Source organism: Streptomyces sp. NPDC020917 (assembly GCF_044333795.1).
In the GTDB taxonomy this organism is placed as follows: domain Bacteria; phylum Actinomycetota; class Actinomycetes; order Streptomycetales; family Streptomycetaceae; genus Actinacidiphila.
In genome coordinates, this window is record NZ_JBIRRR010000005.1 from 191,702 (window position 1) to 214,366 (window position 22,665).

A 22,665-nucleotide genomic window follows, 5' to 3' on the forward strand; every position below is an offset into this window, starting at 1 on the left:
GTTGTCGGAACGCACAGCGGCCCTCGCCGCTCCGGGCGGCCCTCGCCGCTCCGGGCGGCCCTCGCCGCTCCGGGCGGCCCTCGCCGCTCCGGGCGGCCCTCGCCGCTCCGGGCGGCCGGCGCCGCACGAGGGCGGCACCGGCCGGGCCGTGCCGGTCGCCTAGCCGGCGATCTGGTGCAGCCGCAGCTGGAGCCAGGCCACCAGCCGGGTGTCCGGGTCGTCCAGGTCGAGGTCGAAGAGCTCCTGGATGCGGCGGATCCGGTAGCGCAGGGTGTTCTCGTGCACCGCCAGCCGGGCCGCCGCCGGGATCGCCTCGCCGAACGCGTCCAGGTAGGCCAGCAGCGACTGGGCGTAGGTGGTGCCGTGCTCGGCGTCGTGCTCGACGATCCGCTGCACCGGGCCGGGCGGCAGGTCCACCGACGAGGTGCCGCGTTCGGTGAACTCCATCAGCGTCACCCGGCTGCGCACGTCGGAGACGGTGGCGACGGTGGGCGCCTGCGGGTCGCCGGCCAGCGCCCGCAGCACCCGGTCGGCGGTGCGCCGGCCGTTGGGCACCTCGTCCAGCCGGGCCGCGGGCACGCCGATGCCGGCCTGCAGGGCCAGTCCCGCGCTGCGCTGCACGGTGGTGACGACGTTCTCCGCGAACTTCACCACCCGCCGCTCGGCGCCCGGGTCGGTCCTGGTCGGCAGCAGGGCGTAGACCAGCCCGCCGGTGGTCGTGCACAGCGCCTGCGGGTGCCATGCCTCGCAGTACAGCCCGACGAGGTCCACGATGCGGGCGCCGCCGAGGCCTGGCATCTCCTCGGGGGCCGCCTGCGCGAACGCGACGACCGTGGTCGCGGTGTCCCCGGCGATGCCCAGTTGCGCGGCCGCGGTGCGCCCCGACACCGCGCCGTCCAGCAGGGAGGCGAGCGCCTCGCCGCGGCTCCACCGGTCGGGGTCCCGGTGGCTGCGGGCCCGCAGCAGGTGCAGCGCGGTCACCTTGGCGGCCTCCTCCAGCGCCGCCTCGGCGCCGTCGCCGAGCGCCGGGTTGCCGTCCAGCGCCCACAGCAGGCCGAGCAGTTGCGGCCCGGCGCGCACCGCGACCGCGAGCCGGTTGATGTGCTTGGTGTCGGGGATGTCGAACCGCACGGGGCCGTCGGCGCGGATCACCCGCTGGTACTCGTCGAGGTTGGTCGGCCGGTCGGGGGTCTGCCGGCCGAGGATGCCCTGCCGGCGGATCTCGTCGATCTCCTGGTGCGGCAGGTTGGAGTAGGCGAGCACGTGGCCGAGCGGGTCCTCGATGGTGATCGCCCCGCCCACCTGGTAGGCGATGGCGTTGGCCAGAGGGAACAGGTCGCCCATGCCGATGGAGGTGTAGGTGTCCTGGGCCGGGCCCGAGGCGCTGGTGGCGGCGGTGACCAGTGCGTCGAGGTGCCGCCACGGCATGTCGTCGGGGATGACCAGCAGCGCCACGCCGGCCGCGCGGGCCGCCGCGGAGGCGGCGGCGAGGTCGCGGCCGCGGGCCTTGACGACGACGGCGCTGTAGCGGGCGGCGCCGGCCTGGCGCACGGCTTCCAAGAAGTCCTCGCGCTCGGGCGAGGCGCCGACCGCCAGCAGCACGCCGTCGGCCTGCGCCGGTACCGGCTCGCACGGATCGTGGATGACCTGCCGCCCGATCAGCACGTCCTCACTCTGCGGTGCGCACTCGACCTGGAGGACCAGGGGCCCCAGGTGGTCGCGGAGGCGGCGCAGCGTCGTCCCCCCCGCGTCCTCGGACGACGACGTGTCGGTGACCTGCGGGGCGGGGCGGGAAGTGCTCGGCATCGGCACATCATAGGCACCCCCGGGAACCCCCTACCGGCCGTTCGCCCGGTGACGTACGGTAGTCGCCTCCGGGGCGCGGAACAGGGTGCGCCGGACTCTTCGGCCTGCCCGGCGGAGCAGGGGAACGGTGCGTCGCGAGACCCGCATGTGCGCCGACACAAAGCAGCCGCGGTGTTTTTGCCCGGACCGCTAAAGCTGCCGCATCCGTACTGGGCCAGTCTCGGCTCACTCGAAATTCCGACCGCCCCTGGAGGTACCCGAGATGACTCCGCCACAACCAGGACGTGTCAGCCGCAGAACCGCGGTGGCCCTGTGTGCGGCAGGCGCGCTGGCCGCCGTGAGCGCCTGCGGCGGGGGCGGCACGCAGTCCGGCGGCACGAGCGCCTCCGGCGGCTCGTACTCGATCGGCGTGCCGACCTGGTACATCGCCCATCTCACCCCGGGCAAAGCCGGGTTCAGCGGTGTCGCGGACGCCATATGGACCCCGCTGACCCAGGTCGACCGGAGCGGCAAGGTCGTCGACGCCGTGGCGCAGTCGGTGGAGTCCACCGACCAGAAGCACTGGACCATCACGCTCAAGAGCGGGTGGAAGTTCCAGAACGGCGAGCCGGTCACCGCCCAGTCCTTCGCCGACTCCTGGAACGCCGCCGCCTACGCGCCGAACGCCATGACCAACGGCTACCTGTTCGCGAACATCGACGGCTACGCGGCGCTCAACCCGACGAGCGGCAAGCCCACCACCGACAAGCTCTCCGGTGTGCAGGTGGTCGGCACGAACACGCTCAAGGTCACCCTCGTCAAGCCGCTGTCGATGTTCCCCTACGTGCTGGCGGGCACGGCGTTCGCGCCGATGCCCAAGGCCGCGTTCAAGGACCTCGCCGCCTACGACCGGCTGCCGATCGGCAACGGCCCCTACCAGGTGGCGTCGCCCGGTCTGACGCCCGGCGGCCAGCAGATCACCCTCAAGCGGTTCGACGGCTACCCGGGGGCGAAGGGCAAGGCCGCCCAGATCACCGTCAAGACCTACCAGACGGACGCGACCGCGTTCACCAGCTTCCGGTCCGGCGCCGTCGACATCGCCACGGCCAGCGGCAACGACCTGTCGACCGCGAGCCGGATGTACTCCTCGCAGCTCGTCACCTCGCCCACAGCCGCCGTGGTCTACCTGGGCTTCCCGCTGTGGGACAAGCGGTTCACCGACGTGCGGGTGCGCCAGGCGTTCTCGCTGGCCATCGACCGCAAGTCGATCGTGGCGTCGCTGCTGCAGGGCCACGCGCAGACCGCGGCGGGCGTCGCGCCGAACGTGATCGCGGGCGGCGGCGGCACCGACTGCGCGGCCTGCTCCTACGACCCGGCGAAGGCGAAGCAGTTGCTGGCCGCCGCGGGCGGCTGGAACGGCTCGCTGACGCTGTGGACCAAGCAGGACCCGGACATGCAGACGGTGCTGGAGGCGATCGTCAACCAGCTGCGCACCAACCTCGGCATCACCTCCGTCTCGCTGAAGGTCCAGCCGACCGACCAGATCTACCCCAACCTGCTGGCGCACAAGACCACCGGGCCGTTCCTGCTCTACATGGGCGCGTCCTTCCCGAACATCTACTCCCAGGCCGACCAGCTCTTCGGCAGCACCTCGGGCACCAACGTGACCGGCTACCGGAACAGCGGCTTCGACGCCCTGATGAACCAGGCGGCGGCCGCCACGTCGACCAGCGCGGGCATGCAGTTCGCCCAGCAGGCCACCCGCACCGCCATGGCGGACCTGCCGCTCGCGCCGCTCTACTACCCGGTCAGCGGGGCCGTCCACGCCAAGAAGCTCTCCGGCCTCCAGCTCGGCTACCTCGGGGACGTGGACCTGTCCTCGATCACGGTCCGATGACCGCCGCCCGCCCCCGCGCCCACCGAGGAGGCCCGTGTGGCTAGTTACGTCCTGCGGCGGGTGCTGTTGATGGTCCCGGTGCTCCTGGGCACGACGTTCGTCATCTATGCGGCGGTGTACGCCCTGCCCGGCGACCCCGTACAGGCGCTGGCCGGCCCAGACCACGTGGTCACGCCGGCCACCGCCGCGGCGATCAAGGAGCACTACCACCTCGGCGACCCGTTCCTGGTGCAGTACTGGCACTACCTCACCGGGCTGCTGCACGGCGACTTCGGGATCGATCTCAACAACACCCCGGTGTCTGCGGTCATCGCCGGGAGCTGGCCGGTCACGGTCAAGCTCGCGGTGATGACCTGGATCATCGAGGCGGTCGTGGGGGTGGGCCTGGGCTACCTCGCCGCGCTGCGCGCCGGGCGGTTCGCCGACCTGGCGGTGCTGAGCGGCTCCAGCCTGGTCCTGGGCGTGCCGTACTTCATCACCGCGTACGTCGCGCAGATCGTGCTGGGCGTCAAGCTGCACTGGTTCCCGGTCTCCGGGACCGACGACGGCTGGCCGCTGAGCTATCTGGTCCCCGCGCTGTGCCTGGCGCTGCTCGGGGTACCGGAGATCGCCCGGCTGACCAGGGCGAGCGTCCTGGAGAACCTGGGCGCGGACTTCGTCGACACCGCGACCGCCAAGGGGCTCAGCCGCTCCCGGGTCCTGGTCCGGCACGTGCTGCGCACCTCGCTGGTCCCGGTGGTGTCCATGCTGGGGACGAATCTGGGCTACCTGCTGTCCGGCACGATCCTCATCGAGGGCATCTTCAACCTGCCGGGGCTGGGCTTCCAGGTCTTCCAGAGCGTGCAGCAGCACGACGGCCCGACCGTCGTCGGCATCAGCACCCTGCTCGTGCTGGTGTTCCTCCTTGTCAACCTGGTCGTGGACCTGCTCTACGGCGTACTGGACCCGAGGATCCGCCTTGACTAGTGCCCTGCAGCCGACCACGCCCGCCGCGCCGGACGCGGGCGACGCGGGCCCGGCCGCCGCCGGGCCCGCCCGCCCCGCCGAACCCGGCACGTTCAGCCGCCTGGTGCGCCGTCCGCGCTTCTTCCTGCCGCTCGCCATGGTGGTGCTGCTGTGCGCCATGGCGGCGGTGCCGTCCGCGTTCGCCGGCTGGTTCGGGCACGGCGACCCGCACCAGTGCTCCCTGGAGCACAGCGGCCAGGGGCCCACCTCGGGCCATCCGTTCGGGTTCGACGTGCAGGGCTGCGACCTGTACAGCAACGTCGTGCACGGCGCCCGCGACTCGCTCAGCATCGGTCTGCTCACCACCGCGCTCACCCTGGTCGTCGCCGTCGTCCTGGGCTCGCTCGCCGGGTTCTTCGGCGGCGTCACGGACATGGCGATCAGCCGGCTGATGGACGTCTTCTTCGGCTTCCCCATGCTGGTCGGGATGATCGTGGTGCTGGAGACCTTCAGCGTGCACAGCATCCTGAGCGTGTCGCTGGTCCTGGCGCTGTTCTCCTGGCCGGTGCTCACCCGGATCATGCGCTCCTCGGTGCTCGCCACCCGCGGCCTGGACTACGTCACCGCCGCCCGCGAGCTGGGCGCCGGACCGCTGCGGATCCTGCTCCGCCACGTCATCCCGAACGCGATCATGCCCGTCGCGGTGCTGACCAGCATCACCATCGGCGGCGTGATCACCGCGGAGGCGTCACTGACCTTCATCGGCGTCGGCCTCACCGCCCCCGCCATCTCCTGGGGCGTGCAACTGAACTCCGCGCAGCAGTACTTCACCGTCCACCCCGGGCTGCTGCTGTTCCCCGCCCTGTTCCTGTCCCTGGCGGTGCTCAGCTTCGTCCTGCTGGGCGACTGCCTCCGCGACGCCTTCGATCCGAGGCTGCGATGACCACCACCACCGGCAACGCGCCCAGCGCCAAGGGCCGCCCGCTGTCCCGCTTCCCGGGGTACGACCCCGGCGCTCCCCCGCTGGAGATCACCGACCTGCGGGTGGCGTTCGCCGACCGGGCCGGCCGGCCGGGCGCCGGCAGCGTCGTCGTCGACGGCGTCAGCTACCGCACGGCGCCCGGCCGCACCCTGGCCGTGGTCGGCGAGTCCGGCTGCGGCAAGAGCCTCACCGCCCGGGCGGTGATGGGCATCCTGCCGCGCGGCGCGCGCGTCACCGGCGGGACGATCCGGCTGCACGGCATCGACCTGCTGGGACTGGACCAGCGCGCGCTGGCGCAGATCCGCGGCCGGCACATCTCGATGATCTTCCAGGACGCGCTGTCCGCGCTGAACCCGGTGCTGCCCGTCGGCTTCCAGATCGCCGAGGTGTTCCGCGCCCACGGCGAGCTGACCCGCCGCCAGGCCGACCGGGCGGCGGTGGAGATGCTCGACCGGGTGCGCATCCCCGAGGCCGCCCGCCGGTCCGGCCACTACCCGCACCAGTTCTCCGGCGGCATGCGGCAGCGGGTGATGATCGCCATGGCGCTGGCACTCACCCCCGAGGTCGTCATCGCCGACGAGCCCACCACCGCGCTCGACGTCACGGTGCAGGCGCAGATCATGGAGCTGCTCGCCGACCTCCAGGCCGAGCACGCCATCAGCCTCGTCCTGATCAGCCACGACATGGGCATCGTCGCCAACGCGGCGGACAGCGTCGCGGTGATGTACGCCGGCCGGGTGGCCGAACAGGCGTCCGCCGAGGACCTGTACGGCCGGCCGGCGCACCCCTACACCCGGGCGCTGCTCGACGCGATCCCCCGCCGCGGCTCGCGCGGCCGGGCGCTCAACGTGCTGCAGGGCGCGCCTCCGGACCCGGCGGACCTGCCGGACGGCTGCACCTTCCGGCCCCGCTGCCCGCTCGCGGGCGACGCGTGCCGGACGGCGCCGCCGCACCACGCGGTCGGCCCGCGGCACACCAGCGGCTGCCACAACTGGAAGGAGGTGGTGGGCGGATGACCGCCTCACCGTCGATCCTCGAGGTCTGCGACCTCGTCAAGCACGTCCCGGTCGGCGGTGGCGGCGTGCTGCGGCGCGGCGCGGGACGGCTCAGGACCGTGGACGGCGTCAGTCTGGAGCTGCGCCGCGGCGAGACCCTCGGCCTGGTCGGCGAGTCCGGCTGCGGCAAGTCCAGCCTGGCCCGGCTGCTCACCGCCGTCGACCGGCCCACGTCCGGCGAGATCCGGCTGTTCGGGGAGCGCTTCGACCAGTTGCGGGGCCGCCGGCTGCGGGCCGCCCGCCGCCACATCAAACTGGTCTTCCAGGACCCGTACGCCTCCCTCGACCCGCGGATGACGGTGGAGGCGCTGGTCCGCGAGCCGTTCCTGATCCACCGGGAGGTGGCGCCGCGCGGCGAGCACCGGCGGATGGTGGGCGAGCTCCTCGAACTCGTCGGCCTCAACCCGGACCACGCCCGGCGCTACCCGCACCAGTTCTCCGGCGGCCAGCGGCAACGCATCGCCATCGCGCGGGCGCTGGCGCTGCGGCCCGAGATCCTGGTGTGCGACGAGCCGGTGTCGGCGCTCGACGTCTCCGTGCAGGCTCAGATCGTCAACCTGTTCGGCTCGCTGCAACGGGAGTTGGGGATCGCGTACGTCTTCATCGCGCACGACCTGTCCGTGGTCGAGCACATCGCCGACCGGGTCGCGGTGATGTACCTGGGCAGGATCGTCGAGGAGGGCACCGTCGAGGACGTCTACGACCGGCCCCGGCACCCGTACACCGACGCGCTGCTGTCCGCCGTCCCGGTGCCGGCGCCCGATCCGGCCCGTAAGTCGGCGCGCGTGCGGTTGCACGGGGACGTGCCCAGCCCGCTCGACCCGCCGTCCGGCTGCCGGTTCCGCACGCGCTGCCCGCACGCGGTCGAGGAGTGCGCGTCGCGCGAGCCGGAGTTGCGGGGGCCGTCGGCCGCGGCCGGTCACGCAGCCGCCTGCCACTTTCCGCTGCAGCCGCCCGTCGCGGCGACATGACGGGAGCCCGGCCCGGCCACCCGCCGGGCCGGGCCTCGTGCCGGCGGGCGAGCGCGCCGGCACCCCACGGAGAACCGTCTGCTCCGAAAACCGGTTGCGGTGCGCGACGGGACCTGACAACCTTCCGTGCGTGACCGCCGCACCCCGTGTCTCTTAGCTCGGACACCAGCTTCCACGCCACCCTTGTGTCCACGAGCTGTCACGGAGCGTCACCATCATGTCTTCCTCTCGCAGTTCCGGCGTGTTCCGGAACCGGGATTTCTCGCTGCTGCTGAGCGGCCAGCTGGTCTCCGCCATCGGCGACCAGGCCCACTTCATGGCTCTGCCCCTCATCGTGCTGGCCCTCACCGGCTCGGCGGCCGACGCCGGGTTCGTCCTCGGCCTCGGCACCGTCTCCTTCCTCGCGTTCGGCCTGGTCGCCGGCGCGCTCGTCGACCGGTGGGACCGGAAGGCCACCATGATCTGGTGCGAGGTCGGCCGGGCCGCCCTCACCGCCGGGGTCGCCGTCGCACTGTGGCTGGGCCGGCTCACCATGCCGCAGCTGTGCGCGACGGCCGTGCTCACCGGGATCCTGACCACGGTCTTCCAGGTGGCCAACACCGCGGCGCTGCCGAGCGTCGTCGGCCCGGAGCACCTGTCCACCGCGCTGGGCTACACGCAGTCCGCGACCGGCGCGGTCGGGGTCGTCGGCGGTTCGCTCGCCGGCGCGCTCTACGCCCTCGGGCGGACCGTGCCGTTCGTCGTCAACGCCGTGTCCTTCGCGGTGTCGGCGGCATCGCTGCGCCTGATGCGGGTCCGGTTCCAGACGCACGACAAGTCCGCGCGGACCGGCGGCGGGCTCGCCACCGAGATCCGCGAGGGGCTCGGCTGGCTGTGGCGCCAGCCCGTCATCCGCTTCCTGACGCTGGTGTCGGCCGCGGACAAGGTGCGCTACGGCGCCGGGTACCTGCTGATCATCACGCTCGCACGGCAGTTGGGCGCGTCGCCGCTGTGGATCGGCGTCATCTTCAGCGGTGCCGCGGTCGGCGCGATGGCGGGTTCGCTGGTCTCGGACCGGGCCACGCGCCGCTTCCCGCTCGGGCGCATCGCCGTGGTCATGCTCTGGCTGGAGGCGCTGATGTTCCCGCTGTACGCCCTCGCGCCCGGCCCGCTCCTGCTGGCCGCGGTGGCGGCCGCCGAGTCGCTGGTCGCGCCGATCTACACGGTCGCCATGACCACGCACCAACTGGCCATCACTCCGGATGAGTTGCGCGGCCGCGCCACCAGCGCGACGGCGACCCTCACCACCGGGGCCCTGTCCGCCGGCACCCTCGCCGGCGGCGTCCTGATCACCGCGTGCGGTGCCAAGCCCCTGGTCTGGATCTGCGGCGCGTGGCTGCTCGCCCTGGCCCTCCTCACCACCGCCAACCGCGCCGTCCGCCAGGCCCCGCCGGCCGGCACCGTCACCCCGCCCCGCACGGCCCCCCACACCACCGAGCCGGTGGCGGACATGCCCGGCTGACACCCCGTCGGCTGATGGGGATTCGCCCATACGGCCGGCCCGGCCCGGTGTCCCGTCCCTATCCTGGACGGGACACCGACAGCCGTGCCGCCGGCATCCAAGAGGACCCGTGCGAGAGAACAACCAGTCCCATCCCCCCGGGTGGGGCGCGACGCCCGCGCCCCGCCCGGCCCCCACGCGCCACCGCGACGCCGCTGCCGACGGCCAACCGCACCGCACACCGTCGGTGGCGGTGGCGTGACGCCGACCGGCCACGGGGCGCTGCACCACGTCGAGTTGTGGGTCCCCGACCTCCCACGGGCGGTCGCCTCCTTCGGCTGGCTGCTGGAGGTCCTCGGCTACACGCCGTTCCAGACCTGGGACAACGGGCGCAGCTGGCGGCTCGGGCCGACGTATCTGGTCGTCGAGCAGTCCCCCGCCCTCACCGCGGCCGAGCACGACCGGTGCAGGCCGGGGCTGAACCATCTCGCGTTCCGGATGGCCGACACAGGAGCGCTGGACGCGCTGGTCTTCGAGGCGCCGCGGCACGGCTGGAGGTTGCTGTTCCCCGACCGCCACCCTCATGCCGGCGGCGCTCACACCTACGCCGCCTACCTGGAGAACTCCGACGGCTTCGAGGTCGAACTCGTCGCCCCCTCACCCACGGGATGACGCGGGCGGGCAGCTACGGCGCGAGGGTTCCGACGTCCTGTCGATCTCAGGGGGTGCGGGCGGCAAGGAAGGTGTCCTCGGCCGCGTAGTCGAAGAACCATCCGAAGTACGGGTGGTCCGCGTCGGGCAGGATTCCCGCGGGGTCGCCGGCCCGGGCGGCGTCGGCGAGCCAGTCGACCTCGGCGGCGACCGTCGCCGCGTAGTCCCCGGCCGGCTGGTACCCGAGTTCTTCGGCCGCGGACATGTCGAGCACGACCGGGTGGGGCGAGTCCCAGGGCGTCCGCCCCAGCTCTTCCGCGGCCGTCCCGTCGAGCAGGACTTCTTCCCAGGCGTGCCCGAGGCGCCCAGCGACGATGCGCGCGATGTCCCGCGCGTTCGGCGCGTCGGGGTCCGCGCAGTTGAGGATGCGCGCGCCGGGTCGGCCGGCGACCGTTTCGAGGAGAGCGGCGAGGTTGGCCGCGGCCGTGGGGTGGACCACTCCGGAGCCTCGGTGGGCGAGCAGCACGGCGCCGCGCCGGTCCAGGGCGCGTTTCACGAACACCCATTCGCGCGGAGTGGCCGCGCCCGCGCCGTGGATGAGGGAAGGACGCACCACGGTGATGGGCAGGCCGCTGTCCAGGGCGACGTGCTCGGCAGCGACCTTGTTGGGGCCGTAGCCCTCCCCGGACCTGTAGTCCATGTCGCCGGGGGCCAGGGTGGGTTGGGCCTCGGTGATCGGGCCGTCGAAGCGGGGCGGGGTGCCGGAGTTGGCATGGTTCCCGTCCGCGTCGACATAGACGGCCCGGCTGGAGATCAGCACCGTGGAGGTCGCGTTCCCGGCGAGCGGAAGCAGCAGCCGCGCGTCGGCGGCGGTGTAGCAGAGGCAGTCGACGAGCAGGTCCGCCCCGTCTCCCATCGCTGCCCGCAGTTGCCTCTCCTCGCCCCGATCCGCCGCGACGAACCGCGCCCCCGCGGCGGCGATCTCGTGCGGCATGCGGGCCGGGTCCCGCCCGGTGACGTCCACCTGCCATCCGGCGTCCAGCAGTCGCAGCGCGGCGGCCCGGCCGATCAGGCCGGTACCGCCGAGGATCAGGGCACGGGGCATGGGGTGATCCTAACGACCTTCGCAGCTCAGTCCTCGTGCGGCGGGACGGTCTCCCGCAGCGCCAGCGCGGCGCGTACGAGGTCGGCGTTGTGGTCGGCCACGCGGCCGTCGGGCAGCAGGACGGAGTCCTCGAATCCCACGCGCGTGTCGTGGCCGCGGCGGAAGGCGTCCTCGACGAGCGGCCATGTCCAGTCGTTCATCCCGTGTGTGAGCCGGGGGCAGTGCGAACCGGCGGCGTCCAGCGCCTCGCTGGCCCGCTGGGCCAGCGCCCGCGGCGTGCCCTGGAGGAAGTACGGCTCGCCCGCGTCGAGTTCGATGCTGACCCGCTGCGCGGCGGGCAGGTAACCGGACGCGATCAGCAGGTCCACCTCCCGGGGCGCCCACAGGCCGACGTCGATGCCGGCCCCGGCGTCGAGCAGGGCCTGCGCGGATCCTCGCGAAGGACACGGTCATGGGTCCCCATCGTGCCGGACCGGGCCGCCCGATGAGCCGCATTGCGCAACCACAGGTTGCGGATTGCCGGAGCGGCCACTAAGGTCACACGCAACCGATGGTTGCTCATGGGAGGTCCTGATGGAGTTCGGAGAACTGGCGCGCGAGATCCGGGTCGACGCGGCACCGGAGATCGTGTTCGACGTGGTGAGCCGTCCCGAGCACATGAAGATGTGGTGGCCCGACGACGCGTCGTTCGAGCCCGAGCCGGGATCGGCCGGCGAGCTGGTGTGGGGCGACCGCGCCGCCGTCGAGGCGATCACCGTGGTCGAGGTGGACCCGCCCCGCAGGTTCGCGCTCCGCTGGGTCGCCCCCGCGGGCGAGGTGCCCGGCGAGGGCAACTCCCTCCTGGTCACCTTCGAGCTCGAGCCCTCCGGCGACGGCACGATCCTGCGGATGACGGAGAGCGGCTGGCGCGAGCGCGGCTGGGAGGCCGCCGTGCTCGAGGAGGCCTTCCACGACCACGAGCGCGGCTGGGACATGTTCCTGCCGAGGCTGCGGAGCTACGCCCCGTCCGTGGTGGCGCGATGACGGCCGCGGTCGACGACGACCTCTGGTCGGCGGTCGGCGACCCTACCAGGCGCCGGCTGCTCGACCTGCTGCTCGCGGAGGGCGTCGGCACGCCGACCAGCCTGAGCGATCGCCTGCCCATCTCGCGCCAGGCGGTCACCAAGCACCTGGGCGTCCTCGATCGCGCGGGCCTCGTGCACGCGACGCCGGCCGGCCGCGAACGGCGCTACGAGGTCGACGAGGCCCAACTCGCCCGCGCCGTCCGCCAGCTCAACGAGGTCGGCAGGACGTGGGACGCGCGCCTGAACCGCATCAAGCGCATCGCGGAGCAGATCCAGCGCCAGCAACGCGACTGAACCGGCGCGACCGCGGCCCCTCGGCCGGCGGCGGCCGACCCGGGCGGGCGGCCGGCGCCGCACCGCCGCTCCCCAACCGCCGGCGCGGTCATCGCGCGGGCCCACGAGGAAGAACCCGACAGCTCGGTGAGGACAGTGATGAGTGGACTGCTGCTCGACGGCAGGAACGCCGTGATCTACGGGGGCGGAGGCGCCATCGGCGGCGCCGTCGCACGGGTCTTCGCCCGGGAGGGCGCGAGGGTCTTCCTCGCCGGCCGGACCCGGGCGAAGCTCGACGCCGTGGCGCGGGACATCGCCGCCGCAGGCGGCACTGCCGAGACCGCGCAGGTCGACGTCCTCGACCAGCAGGCGGTCGACGAGCACGCCGCCGAGGTCGCGGCGGCGGCCGGCGGCATCGACGTCGCCCTCGACGCGGTGAGCGTGATGCACGACCAGGGGACGCCGCTGGCGGACCTCTCGCTGGAGGAGTTCATGCGGCCGATCGACGGGTTCCTGCGGGCGCTGTTCATCACGAGCAAGGCCGTGGCACGGCACATGGGCGGCGAGCGCCCCGGCGTCATCCTGACCCTGTCCGAACCGGGGTCCAAGCTGGCCGTGGGGGGCATCCTGGGGCACAGCGTGAGCGCGGCGGGCAAGGAGGCGTTCTCGAGGGTTCTGGCCGCCGAGCTGGCCCCCCGCGACATCCGGGTGGTCTGCATCCGCCCGCACGCGGTCGCCGACGCGCCGGCAGCCGGTTCGTACACCCGCGACCTCTTCGAGCCGATGGCGGCAGCGGCCGGTCAGTCGGTCCAGGAGATGCTCGACGGCGGCGGGATGGCGCAGGGGACGCTGCTGAAGCGGCTGCCCGCCCTCGCCGAGGTCGCGGAGACCGCCGCGTTCCTGGCGTCGGACCGGGCGGGAGCCATGACGGGGACGGTCGCCAACCTGTCCGCCGGCGCCCTCGTCGACTGACGTCGCGGGCGCCCGGCCCGCCCGGCGGTTCCCGTCACAGCGCGTCGCTGTGCAGCCTGCCCGAGCCGTGCGGCCCGCCGGTGCTCCGCAGCGGCATGAACGGTTCCTGGTCGGCCGGATGCCCCCTCTCGATGGCGCGCTGCCGGTCCATCTCCGAGTTCACCTCGGCTCCCAGCAGCAGCGCCAGGTTGGACAGCCACAGCCAGATGAAGAAGGTGATGACCGCGGCCAGCCCGCCGTAGACGCGGTGGTACGACGCGAAGTGGCCGGTGTAGAGCGCGAACCCGGCGGAGGTGGCGCCCAGCAGCAGGACCGCGGCCAGCCCGCCGGCCGTGCCCCAGCGGAACGGCTGCCGGGCGTTGGGCGCCGCCCAGTACAGCAGGGCGAACAGCAGGCTCAGCAGGGCGCACAGCACCGGCCACTTGACCCACTGCCAGGTCGTGACGGCGGCGTGGCCCATGCCCAGGGCGGTGCCGATCCGGTCGGCCATGGCGCGGCTGACCGCGATCAGGACGGTCAGGACCGTCAGCAGGGCGAGCGTCAGCACGGTCAGCCCGAGGCGCAGCGGCAGCAGGGTCCGCAACGACCGCCCCTCCGGGACGTCGTACACCGCGTTCATCGCGCGGATGAACGCCGCCGCGTAGGCGGAGGCCGACCAGAGCAGGGCGAGGATCCCGAAGACGCCCGCGGCGACGTGCTGCCGCTGGAGGTTGGCGAGGATCTCGGTGACGAGGTCGCGGGCCGGCCCGGGCGCCAGCCTGCGCACGTTGCGGATCAGCGGATCGGTCGCCGACGGGCCGATGGCACCGAGCGTCGAGACGACCACCAGGAGCGCGGGCACGATCGACAGGACCGCGTAGTACGTCAGCGCCGCCGCCCGGTCCGACAGGTTGTCGTCCCGCAGTTCGGCCACCGCCCGGCGCAGCGCCAGGCGCCGGCCGCCGCGGCTGGGCCGCCCGCCGTCCGCCGGAACGGCCGCCCCCGGTACGGCGGTTGCCCCTTCGCCTCTCGGCCCTGGCACCGGTCCGGCAGCCGGCTCGGCCTCCCCCTCGGCGGCGGGCTCCGGCCCCTCGTACGACGACTTCATGAGCAGGCACTTTGTCCGCCCCACGCCGCCCGGCGCAAGTCCGGCGCCGTCCCCGGGCCACCCCCGACGATCGCGCGCGCCCTCCTACTGGGCGCGCAGCGGCGCGAGGGCCTTGCTCCAGGCGATGACCTGGTCGAGGGTGGCGTTCAGCGCGTCGTTCTGGAAGGCGCCGGGCTTGAACTCGCTGAAGTTCACGAAGTCGTGGAACAGCGACAGGGCCACCTGCGCGCGGACGTCGGCCATCTGCAGCTCGCCGGCGATGAGCCGCAGGTGCTCGACGGCCCGGGTGCCGCCGGCGCTGCCGTAACTGACGAAGCCGACGGCCTTGTTGTTCCACTCCGCGTAGAGGAAGTCGATGGCGTTCTTCAGGGCGCCGGACGTCGAGTGGTTGTACTCGGGGGTCACCATGACGAAGCCGTCGAACGAGTCGATGGTGCGGGCCCACTCCTGGGTGTGCGGCTGGCTGTACTGGCCGAGCGACGGCGGGACCGCCTCGTCGAGGTGCGGCAGCCGGTAGTCCAGCAGGTCGATCAGGGTGAACTCGGCGTCGTCGCGCTGCCGGGCCACGTCCAGCACCCAGCGGGCCACCGCCTCGCCGTTCCGTCCCGGACGGGTACTGCCGAGGATGATGCCGATCTTGGTCATGACAGAGCCTTTCGGTTCGGGCCGGGCCGGCCCGAGACGTCTGCTTGCACGGTCAAGTAAACGTCGGTGTATTTGCTACGTCAAGCAATCACTTCTGGTTGCTTGACGTAGCAAGGTCCTACGATGGGTGGCATGACCAGCAGGAGCGGAAGCGCGAGCAGGAGCGGGACGGCCGGGCGGCCGATGACCGCGACCGAGGAGGACTTCGTCCGGACCCTGGGCCAGGTCATGTCGGCGCTCCCCCGCGGCGTCGAGCAGGACATGGCCCGCGCGGGCCGGCTCCCGCTCAGCGAGTACACCGCGTTGATGCACCTGTCCGAGGCAGAGGGCCGGACGATGCGGATGAGCGAGCTCGCCCTGGCCTCGAACCTGTCGCTCAGCGGCATGACCCGCATCGTCCAGCGGCTGGAGAAGCGGGAGTTGGTCGCGCGCGCCAAGTGCGACGCGGACGGCCGCGGCTGGAACGCCGTGCTCACCGACGCGGGTCTGGCCGCCCTGGAGGACTCCTGGCCGGTCCACCTCGCCAGCGTCCGCCGCCGCGTCCTCGACCACCTCCCCGACGAGGACCTCCCCCGCCTCACCGAGGTCCTCAAGCGGATCGCGGACACCGCCTGACGCGCCCGCGGCCCCGGCGCCGCGCCGGCGTGCGCGGTACCGGGGATGCTCAGGGCGTGGCCGCGGTGCCGGGGCGCTCAGGCGCGCGCGGTGCCCGGTGCGAAGGCCGCGTCCGGGCCGAAGGCCAGCGCGGCGAAGCGCTCGCCCATGCGGCGGTGGGTGGCGGCGTCCGGGTGGAGCGCGTCGGGCAGCGGCAGTTCCACCGCGTCGGCCTCCCCGTAGAGGCCGCGGCCGTCGAGGTAGTGCAGGTGCGGGTCGTCGGCCGCGCGCTGCGCCACGATCCGGGCCAGCTCGTCCCGGATGACACCAAGGGTGAGCTTGCCGGCCGCGCGTTCCGCCGGATCGCCCGCGGCCGCGAAGCGGATCCTTCCCTCGGCGAGGGCGGACAGGTCGGGGAGGCTGGGCCCGGGCGTGTCCTCGTGGATCGGGCAGAGGATCGGCGAGATCACCAGCAGCGGCGTGGACGGGTGCCCCTCCCGGATGGTGTCGAGGAATCCGTGGACGGCCGGGGTGAAGGCGCGCAGCCGCATCACGTCGGTGTTCACCAGGTTGATGCCGATCTTGACGCTGATCAGGTCCGCCGGGGTGTCCCGCAGGGTGCGGGCCACGAACGGGTCGAGCAGGGCGCTGCCGCCCAGCCCCAGGTTGACCAGTTCCACGCCGCTCAGGGAGGCGGCGAGGGCGGGCCAGGTGCTGGTGGGGCCCGCAGCGTCCGAACCGTGGCTGATGGAGCTGCCGTGGTGCAGCCACACCGGGCGGTCAGGGGCCGGCGCGGGCTCGGCCGGAGCGTCGGCGCGCAGCGCGACGAGTTCGGTGGTCTCGTTGTGCGGCAGCCAGATCTGCACCTCCTTCGGACCGGCGGGCAGCCCGGAAAAGCGCAGGGTCGCGGGAGCGCCCTGCGTGAACGCGAAGGTTCCGGCCGTCATGTCGACGGTCAGCGTGTGGCCGCCTTCGGCCGTGGCCTGCCCTACCGGCCGGCCGTCGACCAGCAGCTCGTACACGCCGTCCGGGCGGGGCGGCGCGCCGGTGTAGACGCGCTTGGTGGGCAGCACGTCCAGTTCGACGGTGGTGGCGCGGGTGAGGAAGGCCAGCCGCACGCCGGAGGGCTGGGACTCGGCCATGGCCAATTGCCCGTCGGTGTTCTGGGCGCGGGCCCAGGCGGGCAGCCGGTGCGGCAGCAGGCCGTGCGCGGTGCGCTCCACGTCGAGGGCGCCGCGCAGGAAGCCGGGGGTGAGGGGTGTCGTGATCAGGCTGTCGGTGTGCATGGTTCTCCGCCTGGTTCAGGGGTGGGGGTACGTCAGGGTTCTGGGGATGGAGGGTGCGCGGGCACGCGCGGGCGACGGGGGTCCGTTGCCGGATCCGGGGCCGCCGCAGGGCAGGGCGGCACGTCACGCGGCGCGGGCATCCCGCGGCGTGGGACTGGGCTGATTGCCTTGAGATGGTGGGCAGTTGGGCGGCCGGCGCGGGTCCCGGCCCCCGAGGGGCTGCCGGCAGGATGCCCCTCGCGGTCGGGCCGCAGTGGTCGGGTCGGGGTCGGTGGTCAGGTGCCGGGGGCGGTCGGACGGGGGTCAGGCCGCGGGCCAGTTGCGCAGCAGCGCGTCCAGCGCGTCGATGATCCGCGACCAGCTCTCCTGGGAGTCCGGTGCGCTGTGGCTGAACCCGCCGGCCAGTTCCAGGTCGACGTAGCCGTGGAAGGTGCTGCCGAGCAGCCGGACCGCGTGCGTGCTCTCCGGCTCCGCCAGGTCGTAGCCGCGCAGGACCGCGCGGGCCATCATGGCGTGCCGGCCGCCCGCGCTCGCCGCCGCCGTCGCCGGGTCGAGCCGGAGCCGGGAGGCCGCGTACCGGCCCGGGTGCTCCCCGGCGTAGTCGCGGTAGACGTTTCCGAGCGCCGCCAGCGCGTCCTTGCCGGCCCGCCCGGCGAGCGCGGCGTCCCCGCGGTCCGCCATCTCCTCCAGGGCGAGCAGCGCGATCGCCGTCTTGAGCTCGTGGGAGCTCTTGACGTGCGAGTACAGGCTCGCGACCTGGACGCCGAAGCGCCGGGCCAGCGCCGACACGGTGACCTGCTCGAAGCCGGCCTCGTCGGCCAGCTCCGCGCCGGCCCGCACCAGCCGCTCCGTGTTCAGTCCCACCCGCACCATGTCCGCCTCACTCCCTCCACTCGCTACACCCACTATGCACTTACCTAATACCTTTAGGCAAATGCTATGACCTCATAGCCGCACGGGGAGGAGGAGCGGGCGTGAAGGTGCGGTACCAGGGGGCGGCGGCTGGGGCGGTTGCGGCCGCGGTCATCGCGCGTTAGGGGGCGTGGTGGGGGGAGCGGCGGACGGCGAGGACCGCGAGGTCGTCCTGCTGGGCCCCGGCGGTGAAGGCACGGGCGTCTGCGACGAGTTCGGTCGTGAGCCGGTCGGCGGTGATGTCGGCGCGGCCGGCGAGGCGCGCTTCCAGCGGATAGAAGGCGCCGTCGGGCGACCGGGCCTCGGTCAGGCCGTCGGTGCACAGCAGCAGCGTCGCCCCGGCGGGGAACGCGAACCACGCCACGGTGCGCGGCTCGTCGACCAGGTTCGCCAGCCCGAGCGGCACGTGCTCCTCCCCCACGCCGACGGCGCTGACACCGCCGGCGTGCAGCAGATAGGGCGGGATGTGGCCGCACGAGACGACCTGGGCCTCGACACCCCGGTCCACCCCCAGGACGACCGCGGTGACGAACCGTGCCGGCTCGCCGCGCCGCGCGGCGTCGTCGTTGTGGCGGACGACCGCCGCTTCGAGGGCGTCGATGAGCGAGGTCACCGTCGGCTCGTGGTGGGCGGCTTCGCGGAACGCGCCCACCACGTCGATGGCCATGCCGATGGCCGGCAGCCCCTTCCCCTGCACGTCCCCGATCAGTACCCGGGTCCCCCAGGGGGTGGCCGCCACGTCGTAGATGTCGCCCCCGACGAGCTTGTCCTGCTGGATCGGCTCGTACACGCCGTCCACCAGGACGTCGTCGGTGAGCAGCGGCAGCGGCCGCAGGATCTGGCGCTGCATCGCGGCCGCGGTCGACCGCAGCCGGACCAGGGCCGTCTCGCGCGCGATCCGAATCCGGGAGGCGTAGACGGCCACCACGCCGAAGCAGACGGCGAACAGCCCCAGGATCACCCGGTCGACGACCCGGTCCCCGGACTGGAAGACCTCGGGAAGGATGACGATGACGCAGACCCATGCGGAGACCAGCGCCGTCTGGCCCGGGCTGCACCACGCGGCGGCGAACGCCGGCAGGAACACCAGCAGCCCGAGCAGGAGCACCGCGGTCCCGGTCGTGAGGACGAGGGCGAGCGCGACCGCCGTCGTCAGCACCGTCGCGATGACGACGGTGCGGGTGCGGGGCGTGGCGGTGGCGGTGATCTCGTCGCTGTCCGTCACGTCGGGGGCCGAAGGAAGCCAAGCGCGCGACAGACGGGGCATGCGGGCTTCCTCCAGCGGCTGTTGTGGCGAGCCGGGGGGCGAGTGCCGCACGGCAGCAGACGGGCCGCCTTGATCATTCACCGCCATCGGGGGTACGGCGGGAGGCTGGCCGCGACCCTGCCGAAGTAGGCCCGTTCGAGTGGCGCCGGAGGATGCCGCAGGGATGGTCCAGACATGGTGCGGCCGGACGGTCTCGCTGTCGCGGGTGACCGTCCGGCCGGGCTCGGGTGGTTACCTGATGTCGTAGGCGCGGGTGATGGTCTGGGTGACGGTGTTGTGGTTCGAGTCGGTGAGGCCGACCTTCAGCGTGACCTGGCTGCCGGCGGCACCGGTGGTGTCGAGGACGGCCGTCCACTTGCCGTCCCGCTGCGCGGTCGGTGCCTGGGTCCAGGTCGTGCCGCCGTCGTAGGAGTACGACAGGGACGCCGCGGTGATCGCGCCCGGCGTGTACCCGGCGTGGCCCTCGGCCGACAGGCCGACAGTGATGCCGCTCTGCGCGGGCAGCGTGTTCATGGCGTCCACCGGCAGGTCGTACGCCGGGAAGAGGAGCGGCAGGCCGCGGGAGTAGACGTCCGGCTCCAGGTGCGAGCGGAAGCCCCAGGTGGTGGTGACCGCGGTCGAGCGCAGCCAGTTCCGGTCCGAGCTGGGGATCTTGTTCAGGTACTGGGTGAGTTCGTACGCGGAGTCCTCGGCCGGAACCGTGAACACGTCGTACGGGTACGCGCTGCTGCCGATCAGCTCGCCGTCGCGCTTCAGCTCCAGGCGGCCGAGGTCGCCGAAGGAGCCGCCGGCGGACCAGTGGTCACCGGAGGCGTCGAGCCAGAGCGCGTCCTGGAAGCCCATCAGATCGCCCTGCCGCTCGGCGGTCAGCACCAGGTTGCCGTCCGCGTCGCGCGGTGCCGCCGGGCGCAGGGCGCCGCGGTACCACTCCTCGGTGCGCCGCTCCCCGGCCTGGTAGGTGCGGTTCCGGTCACCCATGTACGCGGCCCACGGGAAACTGGTCATCGCGCCGTGGGACCAGGCGTCGTCGCCGGTCGTGTAGTAGGCGGTACGGGTGCCGGGCACGTGCACCGGGTCGAACGGGGCCACCGTGATGCTGGTGGCGGGGTTCCAGGAGGGGATGATGAACAGCCCGTCGATGTAGTCGGCCTCCTTGCCGAGGGCGTACCACTTCTCCGTGACCTGGGCCAGCTTGGTGTCCTTCGGCTGGTAGACCTGGTCGGACTGCAGCGGGCCCTGCGTCGGGAACGACAGGTTGTAGACGTAGGACGAGCCGTCCTGGGAGCCGGTCGCGCGCCAGGTCGGCCGGAACTCGAAGGTGCCGTGCTGGGCGCGCCCGTCGACGGAGGCGTAGAACTCCTTCACGGCGCTGCCGGCCATGAGCGATCCGCTCAGCTGCCAGGTGTCGTCCCAGGTGCGGGCGTAGCTGAAGGTGGTGTGTCCCACCGTCGAGGGCCGGTCGGTGTGCACGCTCAGCCGGTGGGCCTGGCGGGCGTCGAGGACGACGGTGGCGTCCTTGGTGATCCGCAGCTGCGGGCGCGCCAGGTAGCCGATGGACTGGGCGGCGTTGTTCGCGTCGTAGGTGGCCACGAAGGCGGAGAGGGCGTAGTCGCCGGGGCGCACGCTGTAGGTCTGCTCGGCCGCGCCGCCGTTGCTGCGGCGCTCGCCCTTGTCGGTGTCGAGGCCGACCAGGTCCAGCGAGGAGGCGCCCGTCGCGGGCATGCCGTTGCGGTCGATGACCTTGACCTTGAGGGTGACGGTCTCCGGCTGGACGTAGAGCGTGACCGGCACGGAGACGTGCTCGGCGCCGCCGGTGGCCGTGATCCGCCCGGTGACGGCGCCGTACTGGGCGGCCGTCAGGTGGGCGGTGGGGTCGATCCGCACCGGCACCTGGACGGTGGCCCCCGCGGGCACGGTCGCCTTGACCTGCTCGAGCTTGATGACGCCGGAGTTGACGTCGCTGCCGTCGTTGCCGTGCACACCGCTGACCTTGAGGCTCAGGGTGACGTCAGCGGTGCCGGTGTTGGTGAAGGGCACCTGCACGGTGGTGCGGTCCGAGGTGTCCTGCGGCCAGTCGAAGCTGCCGCCCTGGACGGCCGGCGCGGAGAGCACCTTCTGGTGCACCGCCGCGTCCACGTCCAGGACGCCGGCTCCGGTCTCGTCGGCGCCCGCGACCTTGCCGCCGGTGCGGGCGGAGGAGACCAGGGCGTCCTTGATCTGCTGGGCGGTCCAGTCCGGGTGGGCCTCGCGGACGATGGCCGCGGCCCCGGCGACGTGCGGCGTCGCCATCGAGGTGCCCGACATCGTCTGGTAGGCGTAGATGCCGCGCCCGCCCGCCTTGGCCGCCAGGATGTCGACGCCGGGGGCGGCGATCTCGGGCTTGAGGGTGTGGGTGACGGCCACCGGGCCGCGGCTGGAGAACCACGCGGTGCTGTCGTCGGGGCCGACGGCGCCGACGGTCAGCACGCCGGGCGCGCAGCCGGGCGAGGAGACGGTCTCGGTGCCGGAGCCGGCGTTGCCCGCGGCGACGACGAACAGGGTGTGGGTGTTCTGCGAGAGCTGCTTCGCGGCCTCGGCCAGCGGGTCGGTGCAGTCGCCGATCTCGGGGTTGCCGAGGCTCATGGAGACGACGTCGGCCCCCTGGTCGACGGCCCACTGCATGCCGGCGATGATCCACGAGCTGTCGCCGGAGCCGCTGTCGTTGAGGACCTTGCCGATGAGCAGGGACGTCCCGGGGGCGACGCCCTTCTCCCGGCCGTCGCTGGCTGCTCCGGAGCCGCCGACCGTGGAGGCGGTGTGGGTGCCGTGCCCGTGCCGGTCGTCGGTGCTGTCGGAGTCCGTGAAGTTCTTGGACTCGGCAACGCGGTTCACCAGGTCCGGGTGCTCGGCGTCCACGCCGGTGTCGAGCACGGCGACCTTGGTGCCCTTGCCGTCGTAGCCCTCGGCCCAGGCCTCCGGCGCGTGCACCTGCTGGGTGGACTGCTGCAGGGTCGCCTTGACCTTACTGTCCAGCCACAGCTTCTTCAGCGTGGAGCCGGAGCGCGAGCGCGGGCTGGTGACGTCCTGCCAGAACGTCGCGGCGGTGTCCTTGTCGGTCTTGAGCGCGACGCCGTCCACCGCCGGGAGGCTCAGGCCGCGCTCGGCGCCGCGGGGGGCGGCCAGCGCGCCGGCGGCGACGTTCACACCGCTGCGGTAGGTGGCGATGAGCGGCAGCGTGCTGCTGTGGGCGTCGTCGTAGCCCTGGCGGATGAGCCCGCTGACGTTGAACAGCTGGTCGTCGACCTTGCCCTCGGCGATCGCCTGGGAGGCGTCCTCCGGGTAGACGTAGAGGTCCTTGCCGAGCTGGTAGGTCTGCACGAGGGGCTGCGTGCCGTCCGCGCGGGGCAGCACGGCCGCCGAGCTGTGGCCCGACGGGTCCGTGGTGACCACCACCTTGTCGCCGGTCACGAGGGTGACGGTGACCTGCTTGCCGCCCGAGGCCGACGTCCCGCTGCCGACGACGGGACGCTTCCCCGAGGCGCCGTCAGGCGGTGTCTCCGCCGCCCCGGACGGCGCGACGGCTGTGACGGCCAGGACGGCGGCGGTGGCCGCGCCCAGGGCCAAGCGCGCTATCGGATGCATGATTCTCCCTGCTCGAATGCGTGAACATGCCATGCTGCGGCTGCATCCTGGCAGGGATGGGGACCGCCGAGGG

The 22,665-nt window shown here is 73.1% G+C and carries 20 protein-coding genes; 11 read left to right on the forward strand and 9 right to left on the reverse strand.

Going from position 1 to position 22,665, the window contains the following annotated elements; genetic code table 11:
* Positions 1–159: 159 nt before the first annotated feature.
* A complete protein-coding gene (locus ACH4TG_RS13095) occupies positions 160–1,806 on the reverse strand; it encodes a PucR family transcriptional regulator (RefSeq protein WP_398242295.1) in 1,647 nt (548 codons plus the stop codon).
* 262 nt (positions 1,807–2,068) lie between these two features.
* Between ACH4TG_RS13095 and ACH4TG_RS13100 the strand changes: the two genes are divergently transcribed.
* The 7 genes from ACH4TG_RS13100 to ACH4TG_RS13130 all read left to right on the forward strand — a co-directional run bounded on the left by ACH4TG_RS13100 (position 2,069) and on the right by ACH4TG_RS13130 (position 9,787).
* Entirely contained in the window at positions 2,069–3,682 is a 1,614-nt protein-coding gene (locus tag ACH4TG_RS13100) for an ABC transporter substrate-binding protein (RefSeq protein WP_398242296.1), read from the forward strand.
* 36 nt (positions 3,683–3,718) lie between these two features.
* Positions 3,719–4,648: an ABC transporter permease gene (locus ACH4TG_RS13105; protein WP_398242297.1), complete on the forward strand. Its 930-nt coding sequence runs from the start codon at positions 3,719–3,721 to the stop codon at positions 4,646–4,648.
* Positions 4,641–5,570 (forward strand): ABC transporter permease, encoded by a 930-nt coding sequence (locus ACH4TG_RS13110; RefSeq protein ID WP_398242298.1) that lies wholly within the window; start codon positions 4,641–4,643, stop codon positions 5,568–5,570. Before ACH4TG_RS13105 ends, ACH4TG_RS13110 begins: the two co-directional genes overlap by 8 nt.
* The gene (locus ACH4TG_RS13115) at positions 5,567–6,625 is read left to right on the forward strand and encodes an ABC transporter ATP-binding protein (RefSeq protein WP_398242299.1); all 1,059 of its coding nucleotides are present in this window, start codon (positions 5,567–5,569) and stop codon (positions 6,623–6,625) included. The genes ACH4TG_RS13110 and ACH4TG_RS13115 overlap by 4 nt, the downstream gene beginning before the upstream one ends.
* The gene (locus ACH4TG_RS13120) at positions 6,622–7,635 is read left to right on the forward strand and encodes an ABC transporter ATP-binding protein (protein ID WP_398242300.1); all 1,014 of its coding nucleotides are present in this window, start codon (positions 6,622–6,624) and stop codon (positions 7,633–7,635) included. The genes ACH4TG_RS13115 and ACH4TG_RS13120 overlap by 4 nt, the downstream gene beginning before the upstream one ends.
* 217 nt (positions 7,636–7,852) lie before the next feature.
* On the forward strand, positions 7,853–9,136 hold the full coding sequence (locus ACH4TG_RS13125) for an MFS transporter (RefSeq protein WP_398242301.1): 1,284 nt from the start codon (positions 7,853–7,855) through the stop codon (positions 9,134–9,136).
* A 237-nt stretch (positions 9,137–9,373) separates the two neighbouring features.
* A complete protein-coding gene (locus tag ACH4TG_RS13130; RefSeq protein WP_398242302.1) occupies positions 9,374–9,787 on the forward strand; it encodes a VOC family protein in 414 nt (137 codons plus the stop codon).
* 46 nt (positions 9,788–9,833) lie between these two features.
* Here ACH4TG_RS13130 and ACH4TG_RS13135 read toward each other — a convergent pair whose 3' ends face one another.
* On the reverse strand, positions 9,834–10,871 hold the full coding sequence (locus ACH4TG_RS13135) for an NAD-dependent epimerase/dehydratase family protein (protein WP_398242303.1): 1,038 nt from the start codon (positions 10,869–10,871) through the stop codon (positions 9,834–9,836).
* A gap of 26 nt (positions 10,872–10,897) precedes the next feature.
* Complete coding sequence (locus tag ACH4TG_RS13140) at positions 10,898–11,239, reverse strand: 3-keto-5-aminohexanoate cleavage protein (protein ID WP_398242304.1); 342 nt, start codon at positions 11,237–11,239, stop codon at positions 10,898–10,900.
* A 205-nt stretch (positions 11,240–11,444) separates the two neighbouring features.
* On the opposite strand from ACH4TG_RS13140, the gene ACH4TG_RS13145 reads away from it, so the two are divergent.
* The 3 genes from ACH4TG_RS13145 to ACH4TG_RS13155 all read left to right on the forward strand — a co-directional run bounded on the left by ACH4TG_RS13145 (position 11,445) and on the right by ACH4TG_RS13155 (position 13,180).
* Positions 11,445–11,894 carry an SRPBCC domain-containing protein gene (locus ACH4TG_RS13145; protein WP_398242305.1) on the forward strand — a complete coding sequence of 150 codons (450 nt, stop codon included), beginning with the start codon at positions 11,445–11,447 and terminating at the stop codon, positions 11,892–11,894.
* Positions 11,891–12,229, forward strand: a complete 339-nt coding sequence (locus ACH4TG_RS13150; RefSeq protein ID WP_398242306.1) for an ArsR/SmtB family transcription factor — start codon at positions 11,891–11,893, stop codon at positions 12,227–12,229. The genes ACH4TG_RS13145 and ACH4TG_RS13150 overlap by 4 nt, the downstream gene beginning before the upstream one ends.
* A 138-nt stretch (positions 12,230–12,367) precedes the next feature.
* On the forward strand, positions 12,368–13,180 hold the full coding sequence (locus ACH4TG_RS13155; RefSeq protein ID WP_398242307.1) for an SDR family NAD(P)-dependent oxidoreductase: 813 nt from the start codon (positions 12,368–12,370) through the stop codon (positions 13,178–13,180).
* 34 nt (positions 13,181–13,214) lie between these two features.
* Here the strand turns inward: ACH4TG_RS13155 and ACH4TG_RS13160 are convergent, their stop codons facing one another.
* Complete coding sequence (locus tag ACH4TG_RS13160; RefSeq protein ID WP_398242308.1) at positions 13,215–14,267, reverse strand: YihY/virulence factor BrkB family protein; 1,053 nt, start codon at positions 14,265–14,267, stop codon at positions 13,215–13,217.
* An 84-nt stretch (positions 14,268–14,351) separates the two neighbouring features.
* Positions 14,352–14,912 (reverse strand): NADPH-dependent FMN reductase, encoded by a 561-nt coding sequence (locus ACH4TG_RS13165; protein ID WP_398242309.1) that lies wholly within the window; start codon positions 14,910–14,912, stop codon positions 14,352–14,354.
* A 132-nt stretch (positions 14,913–15,044) separates the two neighbouring features.
* Here ACH4TG_RS13165 and ACH4TG_RS13170 point away from each other — a divergent pair, with 132 nt between their 5' ends.
* The gene (locus ACH4TG_RS13170; protein WP_398242310.1) at positions 15,045–15,527 is read left to right on the forward strand and encodes a MarR family winged helix-turn-helix transcriptional regulator; all 483 of its coding nucleotides are present in this window, start codon (positions 15,045–15,047) and stop codon (positions 15,525–15,527) included.
* Between the two features lie 77 nt (positions 15,528–15,604).
* Here the strand turns inward: ACH4TG_RS13170 and ACH4TG_RS13175 are convergent, their stop codons facing one another.
* From ACH4TG_RS13175 to ACH4TG_RS13190, 4 genes are all read right to left on the reverse strand, one after another.
* A complete protein-coding gene (locus ACH4TG_RS13175) occupies positions 15,605–16,792 on the reverse strand; it encodes a GDSL-type esterase/lipase family protein (protein ID WP_398242311.1) in 1,188 nt (395 codons plus the stop codon).
* A 303-nt stretch (positions 16,793–17,095) separates the two neighbouring features.
* Positions 17,096–17,665: a TetR/AcrR family transcriptional regulator gene (locus ACH4TG_RS13180; RefSeq protein ID WP_398242312.1), complete on the reverse strand. Its 570-nt coding sequence runs from the start codon at positions 17,663–17,665 to the stop codon at positions 17,096–17,098.
* Between the two features lie 160 nt (positions 17,666–17,825).
* The gene (locus ACH4TG_RS13185) at positions 17,826–18,971 is read right to left on the reverse strand and encodes a PP2C family protein-serine/threonine phosphatase (RefSeq protein ID WP_398242313.1); all 1,146 of its coding nucleotides are present in this window, start codon (positions 18,969–18,971) and stop codon (positions 17,826–17,828) included.
* Positions 18,972–19,202: 231 nt separating this feature from the next.
* The gene (locus tag ACH4TG_RS13190) at positions 19,203–22,592 is read right to left on the reverse strand and encodes a S8 family peptidase (RefSeq protein WP_398242314.1); all 3,390 of its coding nucleotides are present in this window, start codon (positions 22,590–22,592) and stop codon (positions 19,203–19,205) included.
* Between the last annotated feature and the right edge of the window lie 73 nt (positions 22,593–22,665).

Excerpts from the sequence above, each read along its gene's own strand:
- ACH4TG_RS13095 (WP_398242295.1), bottom strand. The coding sequence starts at position 1,806 with ATGCCGAGCACTTCCCGCCCCGCCCCGCAGGTCACCGACACGTCGTCG.
- ACH4TG_RS13100 (WP_398242296.1), top strand. The coding sequence starts at position 2,069 with ATGACTCCGCCACAACCAGGACGTGTCAGCCGCAGAACCGCGGTGGCC.
- ACH4TG_RS13115 (WP_398242299.1), top strand. The coding sequence starts at position 5,567 with ATGACCACCACCACCGGCAACGCGCCCAGCGCCAAGGGCCGCCCGCTG.
- ACH4TG_RS13120 (WP_398242300.1), top strand. The coding sequence starts at position 6,622 with ATGACCGCCTCACCGTCGATCCTCGAGGTCTGCGACCTCGTCAAGCAC.
- ACH4TG_RS13125 (WP_398242301.1), top strand. The coding sequence starts at position 7,853 with ATGTCTTCCTCTCGCAGTTCCGGCGTGTTCCGGAACCGGGATTTCTCG.
- ACH4TG_RS13135 (WP_398242303.1), bottom strand. The coding sequence starts at position 10,871 with ATGCCCCGTGCCCTGATCCTCGGCGGTACCGGCCTGATCGGCCGGGCC.
- ACH4TG_RS13145 (WP_398242305.1), top strand. The coding sequence starts at position 11,445 with ATGGAGTTCGGAGAACTGGCGCGCGAGATCCGGGTCGACGCGGCACCG.
- ACH4TG_RS13150 (WP_398242306.1), top strand. The coding sequence starts at position 11,891 with ATGACGGCCGCGGTCGACGACGACCTCTGGTCGGCGGTCGGCGACCCT.
- ACH4TG_RS13155 (WP_398242307.1), top strand. The coding sequence starts at position 12,368 with ATGAGTGGACTGCTGCTCGACGGCAGGAACGCCGTGATCTACGGGGGC.
- ACH4TG_RS13160 (WP_398242308.1), bottom strand. The coding sequence starts at position 14,267 with ATGAAGTCGTCGTACGAGGGGCCGGAGCCCGCCGCCGAGGGGGAGGCC.
- ACH4TG_RS13165 (WP_398242309.1), bottom strand. The coding sequence starts at position 14,912 with ATGACCAAGATCGGCATCATCCTCGGCAGTACCCGTCCGGGACGGAAC.
- ACH4TG_RS13170 (WP_398242310.1), top strand. The coding sequence starts at position 15,045 with ATGACCAGCAGGAGCGGAAGCGCGAGCAGGAGCGGGACGGCCGGGCGG.
- ACH4TG_RS13175 (WP_398242311.1), bottom strand. The coding sequence starts at position 16,792 with ATGCACACCGACAGCCTGATCACGACACCCCTCACCCCCGGCTTCCTG.
- ACH4TG_RS13180 (WP_398242312.1), bottom strand. The coding sequence starts at position 17,665 with ATGGTGCGGGTGGGACTGAACACGGAGCGGCTGGTGCGGGCCGGCGCG.
- ACH4TG_RS13185 (WP_398242313.1), bottom strand. The coding sequence starts at position 18,971 with ATGCCCCGTCTGTCGCGCGCTTGGCTTCCTTCGGCCCCCGACGTGACG.
- ACH4TG_RS13190 (WP_398242314.1), bottom strand. The coding sequence starts at position 22,592 with ATGCATCCGATAGCGCGCTTGGCCCTGGGCGCGGCCACCGCCGCCGTC.